Here is a 14,626-nt window from a genome sequence, read left to right on the forward strand (position 1 = left end):
GTCTCAGACGTGCTCTGCGAGGAACGCCGCGATGGCTTCGAACTCCTCGATCAGGTTCTCACGACTCGTCGTGTGGTGGCCCTCGTCGTCGAAGATCAGTTTCTCGACGGGCACACCCTGCTCGCGGACCGCCTCGACGACCTGTTCGGCCTCGCCCACCGGCACGCGCGGGTCGTTCGCGCCGTGTTGGACGAACAGCGGACACCGAACCTCGTCGATGTGCGTCAACGGCGAGATGGATTTCAGGAACTCGTAGTCCTCGTCCAGACTGCCGTACTCGGCCTCGCGGTGGCTGCGGCGCCACTCGCCGGTGTTCTCCAAGAAGGTGGTGAAGTCCGCGATGCCGACGAAGTCGACGGCGGCGGCCCACAACTCGGGGTACTCCGTGATGGCTGCGAGGACCATGAAGCCGCCGTACGAGCGGCCGTACGCGACGATGCGGTCGTCGTCGACTTCGGGGACGCCGCCGAGCCATTCGACACCCGCTGCGACGTCGTCGACGGTGTCCATCCGCTTTTCGACGTCGTCGAGGTGGGAGTACGCCGTGCCGTACCCCGACGACCCGCGGACGTTCGGTTCCAACACCGCGTACCCCTGATTCAGGAAAAACTGCTTCGTCGGGTAGAACCACGGGCGACGCTGGTGTTCGGGACCGCCGTGGATGTCGACGATGGCGGGCACCGGGTCGTCCGCGCTCGCGCCCGGCGGGAGCGTCCAGTACGCCGGAATCTCCCGGCCATCGAACGTCTCGTAGTGGACCGTTTCGGGCGCGTGAAACGCCGACTCGGGGAGGCCGTTGCGACCGACCGGCGTCCAGTCGGCCACCTCGTCGTCGCCGAATGCGACCGAGCGAACGCCGTACGGTGTCGTCGGCGACGTGTGGGTGAACGCGAGTCGCTCGGCGTCCGGGCCGAACGTCAGCCCCGAGACGACGCCGTTGACGGCGGGCGTCTCGACGGGGTCGAACACGGCCGCTGCGGCCACGTCCGCCGCGTCCGCCGCGTCGGTGTCCCCCTCTGCGACCGTGAGCGTCCCCGCGTGCAGCGACGAGTAGCCGCCCTCGTTGACCGTGTACGCGAAGCGCCCGCTGTCGCGGTCGAACGCGAGGCCGTCGACGTCCCACGCGTCGCTTCCGGGGTCGCCGGTCGCCTCGTCGTACCCCGCAACGGGCGTGACCGCGCCGGTGTCGAGTGAGACGCGCCCCACGTAGGCGGTGTCGCTGCCGCAGTTGGTCACACAGAGGAGGCCGCCCGCGCCGTCGAAGTGGACGTGTGCGTACGTCGCCTCCTCGTCGTCCGAGAGGTGGGTCGTCTCGCCCGTCTCCACGTCGAGGAGCGTGAGGTCCTCGTCGTAACTGGAGTGGGCTTTCGTGAGCACGAGTCGCCGACCCTCGGGGCCGACGGCGGCGACGTTCAACCACCCGCCGGGGCCTTCGTACACGCGTTCGGGATCGCCAGCGGATGTGACGGTGCCGTCGGCGGCGACGCCCCCGACGTCCTGGACGTACACGTCGAAGCGGGCGTCGGCCTCGCGGTTGGCGGTGTAGGCGATGCGGTCGCCGTCGGGTCCCCACGCGCCCCACGAGTGCTTGGACTCGGGGTCGGTAGTGAGCGCCCGTTCGACGCCTGTGGCGAGGTCGTAGTGGTACAGTTGGTCGCGTTCGTCGCTCCCGGCGTCCATCGCGTAGACGAACGACTCGTCGGCGGGCGAGGCCGCGAGCGCAGAGACGCGTTCCTCGTGAGGCGTGAGGCGGTCGGGCCACCCGCCCGCCTCGTCGACGGTCCACACCTGCGGCGTCCCCGAGGTGTCCGCGAGAAAGCAGAGTCGACCCTCGGGCGTCAGCGTCGGCGTGTCGGCGTGGTCGATGGCGAGGAAGCGGGCGACCGGGTGGCCGGTCGCGTCGGCGTCAGGCATACGCACAGGGGCGGCGGCCCGCGGCTAAAGGGTTGGGCAGGCGGCGAGATGCGTTCGGGCGGCGGTCACACCTCGGCGTCCGCGAACCGCTCTAAGAACGCCGCAGTCGTCCGAATCCCGTTCTCGAAGCAGTTCAGATCGAGGTGTTCGTTCGGCGAGTGGTTCCCTTGGTCGGGGTTCGCGTACGGGACGACCAACACGGGCACGTCCGCGAGGGAGTCGACGCGGCGGAAGAACGCCGCCGGAAGCGACCCGCCGAGGACGGGCAGTTCCACCGGGTCAGCGTCCCACACCGCCGACAGCGCCGCGAGAACTGGGTCGCTCGCGGGTGAGTCGACGGGCGTCTTCATCGGTGGGAACCCCGTCCCCTTGCTCACCTCCACGTCCGGGTGGACGCTCGCGACGTGGTCGCGGATGCGCTCGAACGCCCGGTCCGGGTCCTGTCCCGGAACGAGTCGGGAGTCGAGTTTCGCCGTCGCCGTGTGGGGAATGACGGTCTTGCTCCCCTCGCCCTGGTATCCGGCGTCGAGGCCGTTCACGGTTATCGTCGGCTCCAACAACAGGCGCTCGTAGTAGCCGCGGTCGGTCGTGAAGTGCGTGAGGTCGAGGTCCGTCTTCACCTCGTCGGCGTCGTCCGGGAGCGCATCGACCAGCGCTCGGTCGGCGTCTGTCACGGCGACGTCGTCGTAGAAGCCGTCGACGGCGACACAGTCGCCGCCGGAGGGGTAGCCACGGCCGGAGTCGGAGTCGGGGTGACGCCCGGTGAGGGAGGCGACCACCTCTGTGAGTTCGGTCGCCGCGTTGGGAACGGGACCACCGAAGTTGCCCGAGTGGAGGTCGGTGTTCGCCGTCGTCAAGTCGAGTTGGAACGTGAGGATGCCGCGGTTGCCATAGATGAGCGTCGGGCGGCCCGAGCGGTGCTGTGGCCCGTCGGCGACGTACACCAGGTCGGCGTCGCGGATAGCGGCGGCAGGGGCGTCCGACTCGGTAGCGGGGTCCGCTCGCTCGCGGGTCGCGTCGCTCCCTGCTCGCGGTTCCGAGGATTCGCCTCGCTCGTCCTCGCACTCCCCATCGAGGTACGCTTTCAAGCCCAGACTCCCGCTCTCTTCACCACCCTCGACGAGCAGTTTCACCGTGACATCAGGCATCGCGTCGGCCCGGTCGAGGGCGTCGACGGCGAACGCGTGCGCGGTGAACTGCCCCTTGTTGTCGCCCGCGCCGCGGCAGTAGATGCTCCCGTCGCGCACCGTCGGCTCGAACGGTGGTGAGTCCCACTGCTCGGGATGTTCGGCCGGTTGCACGTCGTAGTGGCCGTAGAACAGCACCGTCGGCGCGTCGGGGTCGTCTGCGACCCGTTCGCCGTACACCAGCGGGTAGCGATCCGTCTCGATGCGGCGGGCGTCGAAGCCGTGCGAGGTGAGGAGGTCGCAGACGGCGTCGGCACCGCCGTCCATCCCCTCGCCGGTCGCACTGATGGTACGCAGGCGCAGGAGGTCGAACAGCGACTCGCGGTAGTCGTCGAGGTGGTCGTCGACGGTTGGGTCGGCGGCGCTGGCCAGCGGCGACGTGTCGGTCATAGGCGACACCGCGTGTGCAGGGGGCTTCGGTGTTTGCCCGGCGGCGCGGCGTGCCGGAAGTCACGGGGGGAGTGTTAGCAACGACAGGTCGATTTTGATGCCAAGGTTAATATTTCGGTGATATAGATTAATAACCAGAGATGGAACACACTCGACGATCCCTCCTCGGGTCCGCAGGAGCGCTCGCCGCCGGATCGCTGGCCGGTTGTCTCGGCGCACGCGGCGGTGGAAACACTACCGAGTCGACGACCGCACAGGCGTCGTTCTTCGTGTTCGGTGACATCGCGGCGACGGTCGCGGGCGGCGCGACGAGCACCGACCTCCTCGTTCCGATCGGACAACACGGCCACGGTTGGGAACCCGGGCCGCGCGTCCGTGAAGCGATCCGCGACGCCGACCTCCTCGTTCACGGGATGACAGGGTTTCAGCCGTGGGTCGACGACATCGCGGCCGACCTGATGGCCGACGACGCCGACGTGACGACGGTCGACGCGAGCGCCGGTGTCGACCTGCTCCCGGCGTCTGGAGACCACGACCACGGCGACGACCACTCCGGTACCGAACAGCACGAAGAGGGAGAGCATCACGACGAACACACTGAAATCGAACACCACGAAGAGGAGAGCGACGGCCACGACCACGCCGGCGCGATGGATCCTCACTTCTGGATGGACCCGCGCCGCGTCGCCGACGCCACCGCGACCGTCCAGGAGGCGCTCTCAGCGGTCGACCCCGACGCCGCCGACGCACACGCCGAGAACGCCGAGTCGTTCGTCGCCGAACTCGACTCACTCGACGACCGTATCGCCGCAACGATCGAAGACGCACCTCGCGAGACGATACTCGTCGCCGGACACAACTCGTTCCAGTACCTCGGCGACCGCTACGGCGTCCACGTCGAGGCGCTCACTGGGGTCGGCCCCGACGACCAACCGACGACGCGCGACATCGAACGGGCGCGGGAACTCGTCGAGACGCACGACCTGCGGTACGTCTGTGCCGACCCCATCGAGTCGCAGCGAGCGGCAGACCAGATCGTCGCCGAGACGGACGCCGAAGAAGTCCTCCCACTGACGGCGATGCCGGGCCTGACCGACGAGTGGGCAGACGACGACTGGGGCTACCTCGACGTGATGCGGGAAGTTAATCTCCCGACGCTCGAACGAGTACTGACTGAATGAGCGCCGCCATCGATCTGCAGGACGTGACGTTCGCGTACGGCGACCGCCCGGTGGTGGAGGACGTGTCGCTGACCGTCGAAGCGGGGGAGTTCCTTGGCCTCGTCGGCCCCAATGGCTCCGGGAAGACGACCCTACTCGAACTGATCATCGGTCTCAACCGTCCTGACGGCGGCACCGTCTCCCTGTTCGGTGAGTCGCCGGAGCGAGCCGTCTCGGGCGGGCGCGTCGGCTACGTGCCGCAGGACGTCGGCGAGGCGGCCAACGAGATGCCCATCACCGTCGCTGAGGTGGTGCGGATGGGTCGCTACCCCGGCCGCCTGTTCGGCCGGTTCAGCGACGCCGACCGCCGGGCCGTCGAGACGGCGATGGAGCGCGTCGGCATCACGGATCTGGCGGACCGCCGCGTCGGGCGCCTCTCGGGCGGCCAACGCCAACGGGCGTTCATCGCGCGGGCCCTGGCGGCCGAGGCGGACCTGCTGGCGCTGGACGAACCGACGGTCGGCGTCGACGCCGAGTCGCGCGAGGCGTTCTACGACCTGCTCGCCGAACTCAACGAGGAGGGGATGACTGTCGTCCTCATCGAACACGACATCGGCGTCGTCACCGCCCGCGCGAGTGAGGTGGCGTGTCTCAACCGTGAACTGTTCTTCCACGGCGACCCCGAGGCGTTCGTCGAGACGAGCGCGCTCGCAGAGGCGTACGGCAACGCACAACACGTCGTCGCTCACGACCACCCATGACCGGTGTTCCGCTCGCGGCTACACTGGTGACCGTGCTGGAGTTCGTCCTCGACACCGTCTGGGGCGGCCTACTCGACGCCCTCGCGGGCGTGACTGGGATCGATGTCCTCGCGTCGCCGTTTATGCAGCGAGCGTACCTCGCGGCCGTCTGCGTCGCCGTCGTCGGCCCGCTCGTCGGGTCGTTCCTGGTCCACCGCGACCTGGCGATGATCGGCGACACGCTCGCGCACGCGGCGTTCGCGGGCGTCGCCGCCGGCCTGTTCGCCAACGCGGTGTTCGCGACGAGCGTCCCACCGCTGGCGACGGCGCTGGTGGTCGCCGCGGCCGCCGCGCTGGTCGTTCAGTCGCTCGTCGACTACGCAGGCACCTCCCGCGACACGTCGCTGGCCATCGTCCTCACGGGGTCGTTCGCCGTCGGGAGCGTCCTCATCACCGCCGCCGACGGGGGTATCGCCGTCGGAATCAACGCCTACCTGTTCGGGTCGCTCGCGACCGTCTCGCGGGCGAACGCCGGCATCCTCCTCGCGATGACCGTCTTCGTCGGTCTCGCGGTGGGCGCCGCCTACCGACCGCTCGTGTACGTCACCTTCGACGAGGTGGGCGCTCGTGCCGCCGGCATCGACGTGCGCCTGTACAGTCGCCTGTTGGCCGTCCTCACCGCGGTCGTGGTGGTCGGTGCGATGCAGATTATGGGCGTCATCCTCGTCGCCGCGATGCTCGTCGTCCCGGTGGCGACGGCTGCGCCCGTGACGGGGTTCAAGCGGTCGATGGCCGCGAGCGTCGTCGCCGGCCTCGTCGCCACGCTCGGCGGCGTCACGCTGTCGTACTGGTACGACGTCGCCGCCGGCGGGACGGTCGTCCTCGTCGCCATCGCCTGTTACGCCGCCGTCCTCGGGTGGACGCGCGTTCGAGGTCGGGTCGCCGTCGGTTCCGCAGGTGCGAGTTCCAGCGCCGACCCGAGCCGTGGCGACGCCGACGGGAGCGAGTGACCGACTGACCGCGCGTTCGCGACCGCCCGTTTCTTGCCGCTCCCGCTTGGGCGTCGGAGTATGGACACCCGCTCGCGCGTCCACCTCGTCATCGCCCTCCTCCTCGTCGCCGCGCCGCTGTGGGGACCGCCGCTGGACCTGACCGGCCCGGACTACGAGTACCGAACCGTCGACCTCGCGGCCGAGGACGGCAATCTCACCGTCGACCACGACGACCTCGCCGCCGAGGACCGACCGATCGACTACTTCGAAGCCCCCAGCGACCAGATCGCTTGCTTCTCGCGGTGGGCGACGGTCGACCACGACCGCGGCTGTTACCTCGACTCGCGTCTCCGTGGGGGTGACGTCGCCGTCGACTACCCACCGATCGGCGGCTTCAACGGGATGCCGACGACCGACGACGCGCCGTACGTCGCGTTCGGCCTCCACAGCCCCGTGTACGAGCGCACGCTCACCTACGACGACGCGAACGAGACGTTCGTCTTCGGTCTCGACCGGGTCGACGCACGGACGGCGCTCGCGGATGTCGCGGACGACCCCGAGTACGCGCCGCCGGTGATCCAGCGGGCGCTCGACGACGGCTCCGCCCGCCGCGACGAGGCTATCGCGTGGTTCGACGAGAACCGCATCTACCGCCACGACGGCGGCTACGTTCTCGTGTACGAGGAGCCTATCTACGACGGCTACTCCGAGAAGCCGGGCGTCGAACGCGGCTTCGAGACGCTTTCCGTCCTCGTCGGCGCGGTGTTGCTGTTCCGGGTCGGGCGCGACAGCGTCCGCGAGTCGTAACGGCGAAGCCGGCCGCGACGACCGCCTCCACAATCCTTAGGCTCCGGCGACCCACCGGAACGGTAGAGACTCGCGTATGGCGAACACCGACGCACGCGTCGATATGACTGAGGGAGCGGTGACGCCACGACTGTTCTCGCTGGCGTGGCCGCTCGTCCTTGGCAACCTCCTCCAGACGCTGTACAACATCGCGGACGTGTTCTGGGTCGGCCGCGTCAGCCCCGAAGCCGTCGCCGCCGTCTCACTGATGTTCCCCCTCTCGTGGATGTTCGTCTCCACCGCGATGGGCCTCACGGCGGCGACCATTGCACTCGTCTCCCAACACGTCGGCGCCGGCGAGGACCGCCGCGCCGACGAGGTGGTCGGACAGACGACCATCCTCGCGATCGCCGTCTCTGTCGTCCTCGCAGTCGTCGGCCTCGCGGCCCGCCGTCCGCTCTTACGCTGGATCGGTGCGGAGGGCGCGGTGTTCACCGAGTCGCTGGCGTACATCGAGGTCATCTTCCTCACCCTGCCGCTCACGTTCCTCTTCTTCGCGTTTCGCGCCTCCCTCCAGGGCGCGGGCGACACCAAGACCGCAATGTGGCTCGTGGCTGCCTCCGCCGGCGTCAACATCGTCATCGACCCGATATTCGTGCTCGGATGGGGTCCGGTGCCAGCGATGGGCACCCGCGGCGCGGCCATCGCGACGTTCATCGCGCGGGCGCTGGCGGCCGTCGCCGGTATCTACGTCCTCCTGAAGGGTGACTGGGGCATCCAACTCCACGTGCGCGACCTGAAGCCGAATCGCGAGGTGCTGGCGAAACTCGTCGACGTCGGGTATCCCGGCACGCTCGACGGGTGGGCGCGGTCGTTCGCAGCGGTGGCGATGGCGGCGCTGGTCGCGCGGTTCGGCCCCGCGGCGACCGCCGCGTACGGCGTGGGCGTCCGCCTGATGTCCGTCTCGTGGACGGTCGCGGGCGCGGTCGGACAGGCGACGGCCACCGGCGTCGGGCAGAACCTCGGTGCGGGGACGCCCGACCGCGCGGGCAGGGTGGCCTGGACCGCGACCGGCGGGACGATGGCCGTCCTGTTCGCCGTCGGGGGACTGTTCTGGCTGTTCCCGGCGACCGCCATCCGCGTGTTCGTCGCCGACGCCGCCGTCGTCACCGAGGGCGTCTCGTTCCTCAAGATTACGGCGCTCGCGTGGGCGGCGTTCGGCGGGTTGATGGTGTTGCAGGGGGCGTTCCGCGGCGCGGGCGACACCCGCACCGCGATGGGCCTGTCGCTGCTGTCGCGGTGGGGACTTCGCATCCCCGCGGCTATCGTCCTCGCGTACTCGTTCACCGTCGTCGTCCCCGGCGTCGGCCCCGTGTCGGGACTGGGACTCGGCCCGGATGGCCTCTGGTGGGCGTGGACGTTCGGTGCGGTCGGGTCGCTCGTGGTCGGGGCGCTGTGGTTCCTCCGGGGGACGTGGCAGGCGGGCGTCCTCGACGACGACACAGACGAAGCAGGAGCCACCGCAGACGACACCTCGGAGGACAACGCTCGCGGCGACGACGCCGGCGACGTTCCCGCCGTCGACGACGACTGATCGGGTCGGGGTGGGGCGACGGCGCGGCGACTCGCAGGTGACGCGCTACGTCTCGACGGTCACGTAGCCGTCCTGTGGCGCGTCGACCGTGGCCGCCTCGCGGAACGATTCGTCGCCGAACACGAGGACGACGAGGTCGTCGCGCGGTCGCTCGATCCGGAAGCGCACGCCGTTCGCCTCGCGTGGGCCGCCGTCGCTGGCGGTCAGGTACGCCTCGAACGCCGTCGTGAACTCGGTTGCGTTTGCCGGGTCGTCGAAGGCGAGCGCCCAGACGTACCCGCGGTCGTCGCCGTTCGACAGCGCCACGCGCTTGTCGTTGCCCCAGCCGTCGGCCCCCGCCGCAGCCTGGGATTCTGGGAGTTCCGTTCCGAGGACGCCCCTGACGAACAACTCGCCCATCCGGGTGCGCTCCGCCGTTTGGTTCCACTCGCCGTCCTCGCCAGGCCGGTGGTCGAGCGTGAGCGTCGGCGGATACCGCGCGTCGGTAGCGTTCGCGTGGATGAGTTCCTCCGTCGTCCGCGGCGGCGACCGATACACCGCCGAGAGGTTCTCGGGGTCGTCGATCCGACGCTCGACGTACCGGAAGCCGAAGTAGTATTTCATCAGCGAGAGGCGGTTCGCACCGGAGGCGTTCACGTACCGCGTGCGCCACTGGCTGGTGTTCCGACCGACCGACGGCGGGAGCGACGACGGAAGGTGTCGGTCGGCGTAGCGAGACGCGACGAACTCGGCCGCGCCCTCGGTGACTGACCGCCCCGCGGTCACGCCGTCGTGGGTCGCCGGGACCACGTCGTACACCGCCTCGTAGGCGTCGACGCGGAACTGCGTGATGTGGACGTACTCATGGACGAGGACGTACTCGGCGACCACCGGGTCACCCGTGGCCGTCTGGTACGAGAGGTGGACCGTGAAGGGGTCCTCGACGTAGCCGAGGTACGATGGTGACCCGTTGACCGCGTCGACGCCGAGCGCCCGCCTGAAGCCGGGGGCGGGCGGGTCGTCGCGGTCCAGTCCCTCGCGGGGACTGTCGACGTCGACGGACAACGGCGGGTCAGCCTCGATACCGCGGACCGCCAGCAGGTCTTCCCACACGGGGTTCGGGTCGACCGTGAGGTTGCCGCCGGTCACCTCGATTCTGTCGAGGTCCTCTGTGTACGTCCGGTTCGGGTCGCCGTCGGGACTCTTGCTCCACCGAGCGGTCGTGTCGGGCGGGCCGCCACAACCGGCGAGGACGAGAAGGAACGCAAGCGAGAGGGCGACGATCGGGCGACGAGAGGGCATACCAGTCGCTCGGACTGGGGTGACAATAGTGCTTCGAGTCTGATAGGAATCGCGTCGGGCAAGTCGGGTGAACGGGCCGCGCGGACTGAGACGACTGCCGACCGTGCCTACTCGTCGAGTCGCTCGCGCAGCATCCCGTTCACGTCGCCGGGGTCGGCGGAGCCACCGGTCTTCGCCATCACTTGCCCGACGAGGAAGTTGATAGCGCCGCCCTCACCGGCGTGGTAGTCCTCGACGGCGTCGGGGTTCTCGTCGATTGCTTCCTCGACGGCGGTAGCGACTTCGTCGTCGTCAGCGGTGCCGAGGCCCTCGCGGTCGATGACCTCGTCGGGGGTCAGTCCCTCGTCGAGCATCGTGCGGAGGACCACCTCCTCGGCGTTCTTCGTCGTCACCTCGTCGGTGGCGACGAGTTCGACGAGGCGGGTGAACTCGTCGAGGCGGTCGGTGACGTCCTCGACGGCCATATCGCGGTAGTTGAGTTCGCCAAGCAGGGTGTCGGCGACCCACGCGGCCGCGAGGTCGGGGTCGAACTCTTCGGCAACCTCCTCGTAGAAGTCGGCGACGGCCTTCCGGGAGGTGAGTTTCGACGCCGCCTCGGCGTCGAGGCCGTACTCCGCACGGAAGCGCTCGCGGCGGGCGTCCGGGAGTTCCGGGATGTCGATGCGCTGTTTCCAGTCGGACACCTGCAGGGCCGGCAGGTCGGCCTCGCCGAAGTACCGGTAGTCTTTCTCCTCCTCCTTCGAGCGCATCGAAACAGTGTTTCCGTGCGTCTCGTTGAAGTGGCGCGTCTCCTGAGCGACGGCCTTCCCGCGCTTGATGAGGTTCTCTTGGCGGTTGCGCTCGTAGCTGAGTGCCTTCTCCGCGCCCTTGTGGCTGGAGATGTTCTTGACCTCGGTGCGGTTCGCAGACTCCAAGACGTCCTCGCTGATGGTGCCGTCGTCGGCCACCTCGTCGGCGTCGACCATCGAGAGGTTGGCGTCGATGCGGAGACTGCCGTCGCGACTCGCGTCGAACACGCCGAGGTACTCCAGCACCTCCTCCAGTTTCTCGAGGAACGCGCGCACCTCCTTCGGGTGGCGGAAGTCAGGTTCGGTGACGACCTCCATCAGCGGCGTTCCAGCGCGGTTGTAGTCGACAAGCGAGTAGTCCGCACGGTCGACCGACGTGGTGCGCACGTCGAGGTCCGCGGGGCCCTCACGGACGTGGCGGAGACTGCCCGGGTCTTCTTCGAGGTGGGCGCGGCGGACGTTCACCGTCCGGCGGTCACCTTCGTGGGAGAACTCCAGTTCCCCGTCGGCACACAGCGGCGCGTCGTACTGGGTGATCTGGAAGTTCTTGGGGAGGTCGGGGTAGTAGTAGTTCTTCCGGTGGAATCTGGTCTCCTCGGGGATGTCGGCGTCGAGCGCCTTCCCCACCTTGACGGCGGCCTCGACGGCCGCCTCGTTGAGAACCGGGAGGGCTCCGGGGAGCCCGAGACAGGTGGGACAGACGCGCGTGTTGGGCTCCTCGTCTTCGACGGGGTCGGTCGAACACCCGCAGAAGATCTTGGTGTCCGTCTCGAGTTGGACGTGGACCTCCAACCCGATGACGGGCACCAACTCGGCCCGCTCGGCTGCTCGTGCCATTGAACCGGGGTTTGCGACGCCGCAGGTAAAGCCTGACGGGACGCACGCGCCGACGCTCGACTACGCGCCGTCGGACTCGAACTGCGTGAAGAAGACGCCGAGGGCGACGAGGATCGTGAACGCGTCGACCGCCCCGTGAACGACGGCGGTGAACTCGCTCCACAGCGGGCCGATCACCGGCGACGTGAACGCCGAGGCGACGCCGAGAATCGCGACGGCGGCGTCACCTACGAGGAATCCCGCTCCGAGGATCACGAGCGACAGCGCCGCGTACCGGACGATCCGGACGAGTGGAAACGGGCCGCCGGGGAAGGCCGTCCGGATGGTCACCGCGACCGGAACGAGCGAGTCCGGCACGACGGCGGCGAGCGAGCGGTCCGAGGACATACCGACACGGTTCATCGGCCCGAATCAAAAGTGTGCGGCGACCTGCTCACCCAGTTCGACGTGCGCCACCGCGGAACAGCGTCACGATCTCGTCGCTTACGGCCGGTTCCGCCGCGACGACGTACGAGCGGCCCGCCTCTAACACCGTCTCCGACCCGGCGATCCGGTCGCCGTCGCCGTCGGAGACGACGAGACTCCCACTGGGAAGCGCGATGTCGGTGAGCGATCGGCCGGCGACCGGCGCTCCCTCGGCGACCTCGATCTCCAGGACCTCCACCGCACCAGTCACGTCTTCGAGCGCACGGACCCCGCGGTCGACGGCGTTCGCCGCCGCGCGTGCCCCCGCACGCTCGGGGAACACCACCTCGTCGACGAGGGCGTCGTACTCGTCGGCGACGTCGTGGTCGGTGCGCATCACGGTCCGGACGCCGTCGGCCAGTCGCGAGACAGCCATACACACCGCGAGGTTCGTCCCGGTGGTGCCGGTGAGCGCGGCGACGACGTCGACGCGGCCGAGGTCGGCTTGTTCGAGCACGCTCGGTCTGGTCGCGTCGCCGCGGATCACCGTGGCGACGTACTCGTCGGCGAACGCGTCGGCGACGGCGGGGTCCTGTTCGATGACGACGACATCGTGACCGTGGTCGTCAAGCAGGTGCGCCGCGCGACCGCCGACTCGACCACAGCCGATGACGAGGACACGAAGTGGCCCGGACATATCTCAGGCGTCCCCCTCGTCGGTGTTAGGCGCGTCGGCCGACGCCGCCGCAGTACCGTCCGATGCGGGGCTCCCGCCGGCAGCCACCGATCCCGGCCCAGCGTCGGAGTCCGTCTCCGCCTCGGCGCCGGCGGAGCCGTCTCGAAGCCGGTCGAGCGCGTAGTAGGCGACCACTCCGGCGAGAATCCACCCCGCGCTCAACACGAGCGCGAGGCGGTCGGTGCCGAGGAGGTACTCGACGAGCACCCCCGCGAGGACGAGGTTGAGCACGATGCCGATGATCGGCGTCAGGGGGTAGTACGGCACCTCGTACGGGCGAGCCATATCGGGGCGGCGGCGACGCAGGCGGATCACCGCGCCGTTGACGACGATGAACGACAGCAGGAAGAACAGGCTCGACATATTGCCGGCGCTCGCGGTCGGCAGCGAGACGGACGCCAGCATCACGACGGCGCTTGCGAGGATAGCGACGAACGGCGTCCCGTAGCGGTGGTGGATGTTCCCGAACGACGGGAGCAGTTGCCCCTCTCGGCCCATCGAGAACGCCACCCGCGAGGAGGCGATGACGACCGCGTTCAGCGCCGTCACCGTCGAGAACACCGCGCCGAACACGATGACCGCGCCACCGTTTCGGATCACAGGGAGGTTGGTCGGCATAAACGAGGTGGCCGCCGCCGCGATGCCGGCCTCGCCGGCGGCCGCGAGACCGTCCGCGCCCAAGGTACCGATCGCGACCGTGACGACAGCGAGGTAGACGACGACCGTCGCCGCGAGGCTGACGAAGATGGCCTTCGGGATGTTCTCGCGGGGGTTCTCCACCTCCTCGGTGACGGTCGTGATGAGGTCGTACCCCTCGAAGGCGATGAACGTCAGGCCCATCGCAGGGAGGATGCTCGCGGCCCCGCCGGTGTCGGGGAACAGCGGATCGAAGTTCTGGAGAGTGAAACTCGCCTCGCCGGGTCCGCCCGCCGACGCGAGGCCGAACGCGACGAACACGACGAGGATAGACACCTTCACGATGGTGAAGATGGTCTCGACGCTCCCGCTGGCGGCCGTCGAGACGGCGTTGACCGCGACGAGCAGTGCGACCGCGCTCATCGCCAGGCCGACGTTCGCCGGGATGGCGACCGGCACCACCGGCACGGCGACCGCGCCGACCGCGTCCGGTGGGGGGACGTAGCCGTACACGTGGAGGAGTTCGAGGAAGTTCGGTGCGAATCCGAGCGCGTACAGACCGCCGGCGATCATATACGCGAACCACAACATCCACCCCATCACGAAGGAGGCGACGTCGCCGAACACTTCGCGGACGAAGGCGTATCCGCCACCGGACTTGGGAATCGCCGCGGCCAACTCCGCGTACGACAGTCCGGTGAACGCCGTGACGACCCCGTTGAGTGCGAACACGAGGATCGCCGCCGGCCCGGATATTTCCGCCGCGAGGCCGGTCAACACGAAGATGCCCGCGCCGATCATCGCCCCCATCCCGATCATCGTCGCGTCGAGCAGTCCCAGTTCCGCCGCTGGCTTGCGTGTCCCCTCTCGACTCATTCGTTAGTTCGTCAGGACCGTACTGGCCCTCCTATGAAAGGGCACGGGTCGCGTCGGGAAGTCGCAGAATCAGCGAGCGTACAGTTTCGTCCCGAGCATCCCGGTCAGTCGCGAGCGATCCGACGGCGACACGGCGACGTAGGGGTTGTCGACGGGTCCGAACACGTCGACGACGCGACCCACAGTGTCGAGCGACTCGTCGACGACCTCGCTACCGATTCGCGCCGGGTCGGTGTCCGCGGGAACGCGAACGACCGCGAGACCCTGCGCGGTTCTGACGACTTCGCCGACGCGCTGCATCGCG

General features: G+C 69.0%; 13 protein-coding genes. 5 read left to right on the plus strand and 8 right to left on the minus strand.

Annotated features, from left to right (window positions below; all coding sequences use genetic code 11):
* Positions 1–3: 3 nt before the first annotated feature.
* Together P0D77_RS00685 and P0D77_RS00690 are read right to left on the minus strand one after the other, a co-directional pair.
* Positions 4–1,914 (minus strand): alpha/beta hydrolase family protein, encoded by a 1,911-nt coding sequence (locus P0D77_RS00685; RefSeq protein WP_277554197.1) that lies wholly within the window; start codon positions 1,912–1,914, stop codon positions 4–6.
* Between the two features lie 65 nt (positions 1,915–1,979).
* Positions 1,980–3,491, minus strand: coding sequence for a M20/M25/M40 family metallo-hydrolase (locus P0D77_RS00690; protein WP_277554198.1), 1,512 nt, complete (start codon positions 3,489–3,491; stop codon positions 1,980–1,982).
* Between the two features lie 140 nt (positions 3,492–3,631).
* Here P0D77_RS00690 and P0D77_RS00695 point away from each other — a divergent pair, with 140 nt between their 5' ends.
* The 5 genes from P0D77_RS00695 to P0D77_RS00715 all read left to right on the plus strand — a co-directional run bounded on the left by P0D77_RS00695 (position 3,632) and on the right by P0D77_RS00715 (position 8,763).
* On the plus strand, positions 3,632–4,672 hold the full coding sequence (locus P0D77_RS00695) for a metal ABC transporter substrate-binding protein (RefSeq protein WP_277554199.1): 1,041 nt from the start codon (positions 3,632–3,634) through the stop codon (positions 4,670–4,672).
* Positions 4,669–5,412: a metal ABC transporter ATP-binding protein gene (locus tag P0D77_RS00700; protein ID WP_277554200.1), complete on the plus strand. Its 744-nt coding sequence runs from the start codon at positions 4,669–4,671 to the stop codon at positions 5,410–5,412. The genes P0D77_RS00695 and P0D77_RS00700 overlap by 4 nt, the downstream gene beginning before the upstream one ends.
* Positions 5,409–6,401 carry a metal ABC transporter permease gene (locus P0D77_RS00705; protein WP_277554201.1) on the plus strand — a complete coding sequence of 331 codons (993 nt, stop codon included), beginning with the start codon at positions 5,409–5,411 and terminating at the stop codon, positions 6,399–6,401. Before P0D77_RS00700 ends, P0D77_RS00705 begins: the two co-directional genes overlap by 4 nt.
* Positions 6,402–6,461: 60 nt before the next feature.
* Complete coding sequence (locus tag P0D77_RS00710) at positions 6,462–7,190, plus strand: DUF8127 domain-containing protein (RefSeq protein WP_277554202.1); 729 nt, start codon at positions 6,462–6,464, stop codon at positions 7,188–7,190.
* A 76-nt stretch (positions 7,191–7,266) separates the two neighbouring features.
* Positions 7,267–8,763 (plus strand): MATE family efflux transporter, encoded by a 1,497-nt coding sequence (locus tag P0D77_RS00715; RefSeq protein WP_303657474.1) that lies wholly within the window; start codon positions 7,267–7,269, stop codon positions 8,761–8,763.
* Between the two features lie 45 nt (positions 8,764–8,808).
* On the opposite strand, the gene P0D77_RS00720 is transcribed toward P0D77_RS00715, so the two are convergent.
* The 6 genes from P0D77_RS00720 to P0D77_RS00745 form a co-directional block, all read right to left on the minus strand.
* Positions 8,809–10,044: a hypothetical protein gene (locus P0D77_RS00720; protein WP_277554203.1), complete on the minus strand. Its 1,236-nt coding sequence runs from the start codon at positions 10,042–10,044 to the stop codon at positions 8,809–8,811.
* 107 nt (positions 10,045–10,151) lie between these two features.
* A complete protein-coding gene (gene gatB, locus P0D77_RS00725; protein ID WP_277554204.1) occupies positions 10,152–11,669 on the minus strand; it encodes an Asp-tRNA(Asn)/Glu-tRNA(Gln) amidotransferase subunit GatB in 1,518 nt (505 codons plus the stop codon).
* 60 nt (positions 11,670–11,729) lie between these two features.
* Positions 11,730–12,056, minus strand: a complete 327-nt coding sequence (locus P0D77_RS00730; RefSeq protein ID WP_277554206.1) for a hypothetical protein — start codon at positions 12,054–12,056, stop codon at positions 11,730–11,732.
* A gap of 46 nt (positions 12,057–12,102) precedes the next feature.
* Positions 12,103–12,771, minus strand: a complete 669-nt coding sequence (locus P0D77_RS00735; protein WP_277554207.1) for a potassium channel family protein — start codon at positions 12,769–12,771, stop codon at positions 12,103–12,105.
* Between the two features lie 3 nt (positions 12,772–12,774).
* Complete coding sequence (locus P0D77_RS00740; RefSeq protein ID WP_277554208.1) at positions 12,775–14,322, minus strand: APC family permease; 1,548 nt, start codon at positions 14,320–14,322, stop codon at positions 12,775–12,777.
* Positions 14,323–14,391: 69 nt separating this feature from the next.
* Entirely contained in the window at positions 14,392–14,622 is a 231-nt protein-coding gene (locus P0D77_RS00745; RefSeq protein WP_277554210.1) for an H/ACA ribonucleoprotein complex subunit GAR1, read from the minus strand.
* Between the last annotated feature and the right edge of the window lie 4 nt (positions 14,623–14,626).

The sequence above is a fragment of the Halobaculum limi genome, from assembly GCF_029490015.1.
In the GTDB taxonomy this organism is placed as follows: domain Archaea; phylum Halobacteriota; class Halobacteria; order Halobacteriales; family Haloferacaceae; genus Halobaculum; species Halobaculum limi.

What these genes read in the sequence shown, in the direction of transcription:
- P0D77_RS00685 (WP_277554197.1), bottom strand. Translation starts at nt 1,914, where the DNA reads ATGCCTGACGCCGACGCGACCGGCCACCCGGTCGCCCGCTTCCTCGCC.
- P0D77_RS00745 (WP_277554210.1), bottom strand. Translation starts at nt 14,622, where the DNA reads ATGCAGCGCGTCGGCGAAGTCGTCAGAACCGCGCAGGGTCTCGCGGTC.
- P0D77_RS00705 (WP_277554201.1), top strand. Translation starts at nt 5,409, where the DNA reads ATGACCGGTGTTCCGCTCGCGGCTACACTGGTGACCGTGCTGGAGTTC.
- P0D77_RS00710 (WP_277554202.1), top strand. Translation starts at nt 6,462, where the DNA reads ATGGACACCCGCTCGCGCGTCCACCTCGTCATCGCCCTCCTCCTCGTC.
- P0D77_RS00715 (WP_303657474.1), top strand. Translation starts at nt 7,267, where the DNA reads ATGGCGAACACCGACGCACGCGTCGATATGACTGAGGGAGCGGTGACG.
- P0D77_RS00735 (WP_277554207.1), bottom strand. Translation starts at nt 12,771, where the DNA reads ATGTCCGGGCCACTTCGTGTCCTCGTCATCGGCTGTGGTCGAGTCGGC.
- P0D77_RS00730 (WP_277554206.1), bottom strand. Translation starts at nt 12,056, where the DNA reads ATGTCCTCGGACCGCTCGCTCGCCGCCGTCGTGCCGGACTCGCTCGTT.
- P0D77_RS00700 (WP_277554200.1), top strand. Translation starts at nt 4,669, where the DNA reads ATGAGCGCCGCCATCGATCTGCAGGACGTGACGTTCGCGTACGGCGAC.
- P0D77_RS00690 (WP_277554198.1), bottom strand. Translation starts at nt 3,491, where the DNA reads ATGACCGACACGTCGCCGCTGGCCAGCGCCGCCGACCCAACCGTCGAC.
- gatB (WP_277554204.1), bottom strand. Translation starts at nt 11,669, where the DNA reads ATGGCACGAGCAGCCGAGCGGGCCGAGTTGGTGCCCGTCATCGGGTTG.
- P0D77_RS00740 (WP_277554208.1), bottom strand. Translation starts at nt 14,322, where the DNA reads ATGAGTCGAGAGGGGACACGCAAGCCAGCGGCGGAACTGGGACTGCTC.
- P0D77_RS00695 (WP_277554199.1), top strand. Translation starts at nt 3,632, where the DNA reads ATGGAACACACTCGACGATCCCTCCTCGGGTCCGCAGGAGCGCTCGCC.
- P0D77_RS00720 (WP_277554203.1), bottom strand. Translation starts at nt 10,044, where the DNA reads ATGCCCTCTCGTCGCCCGATCGTCGCCCTCTCGCTTGCGTTCCTTCTC.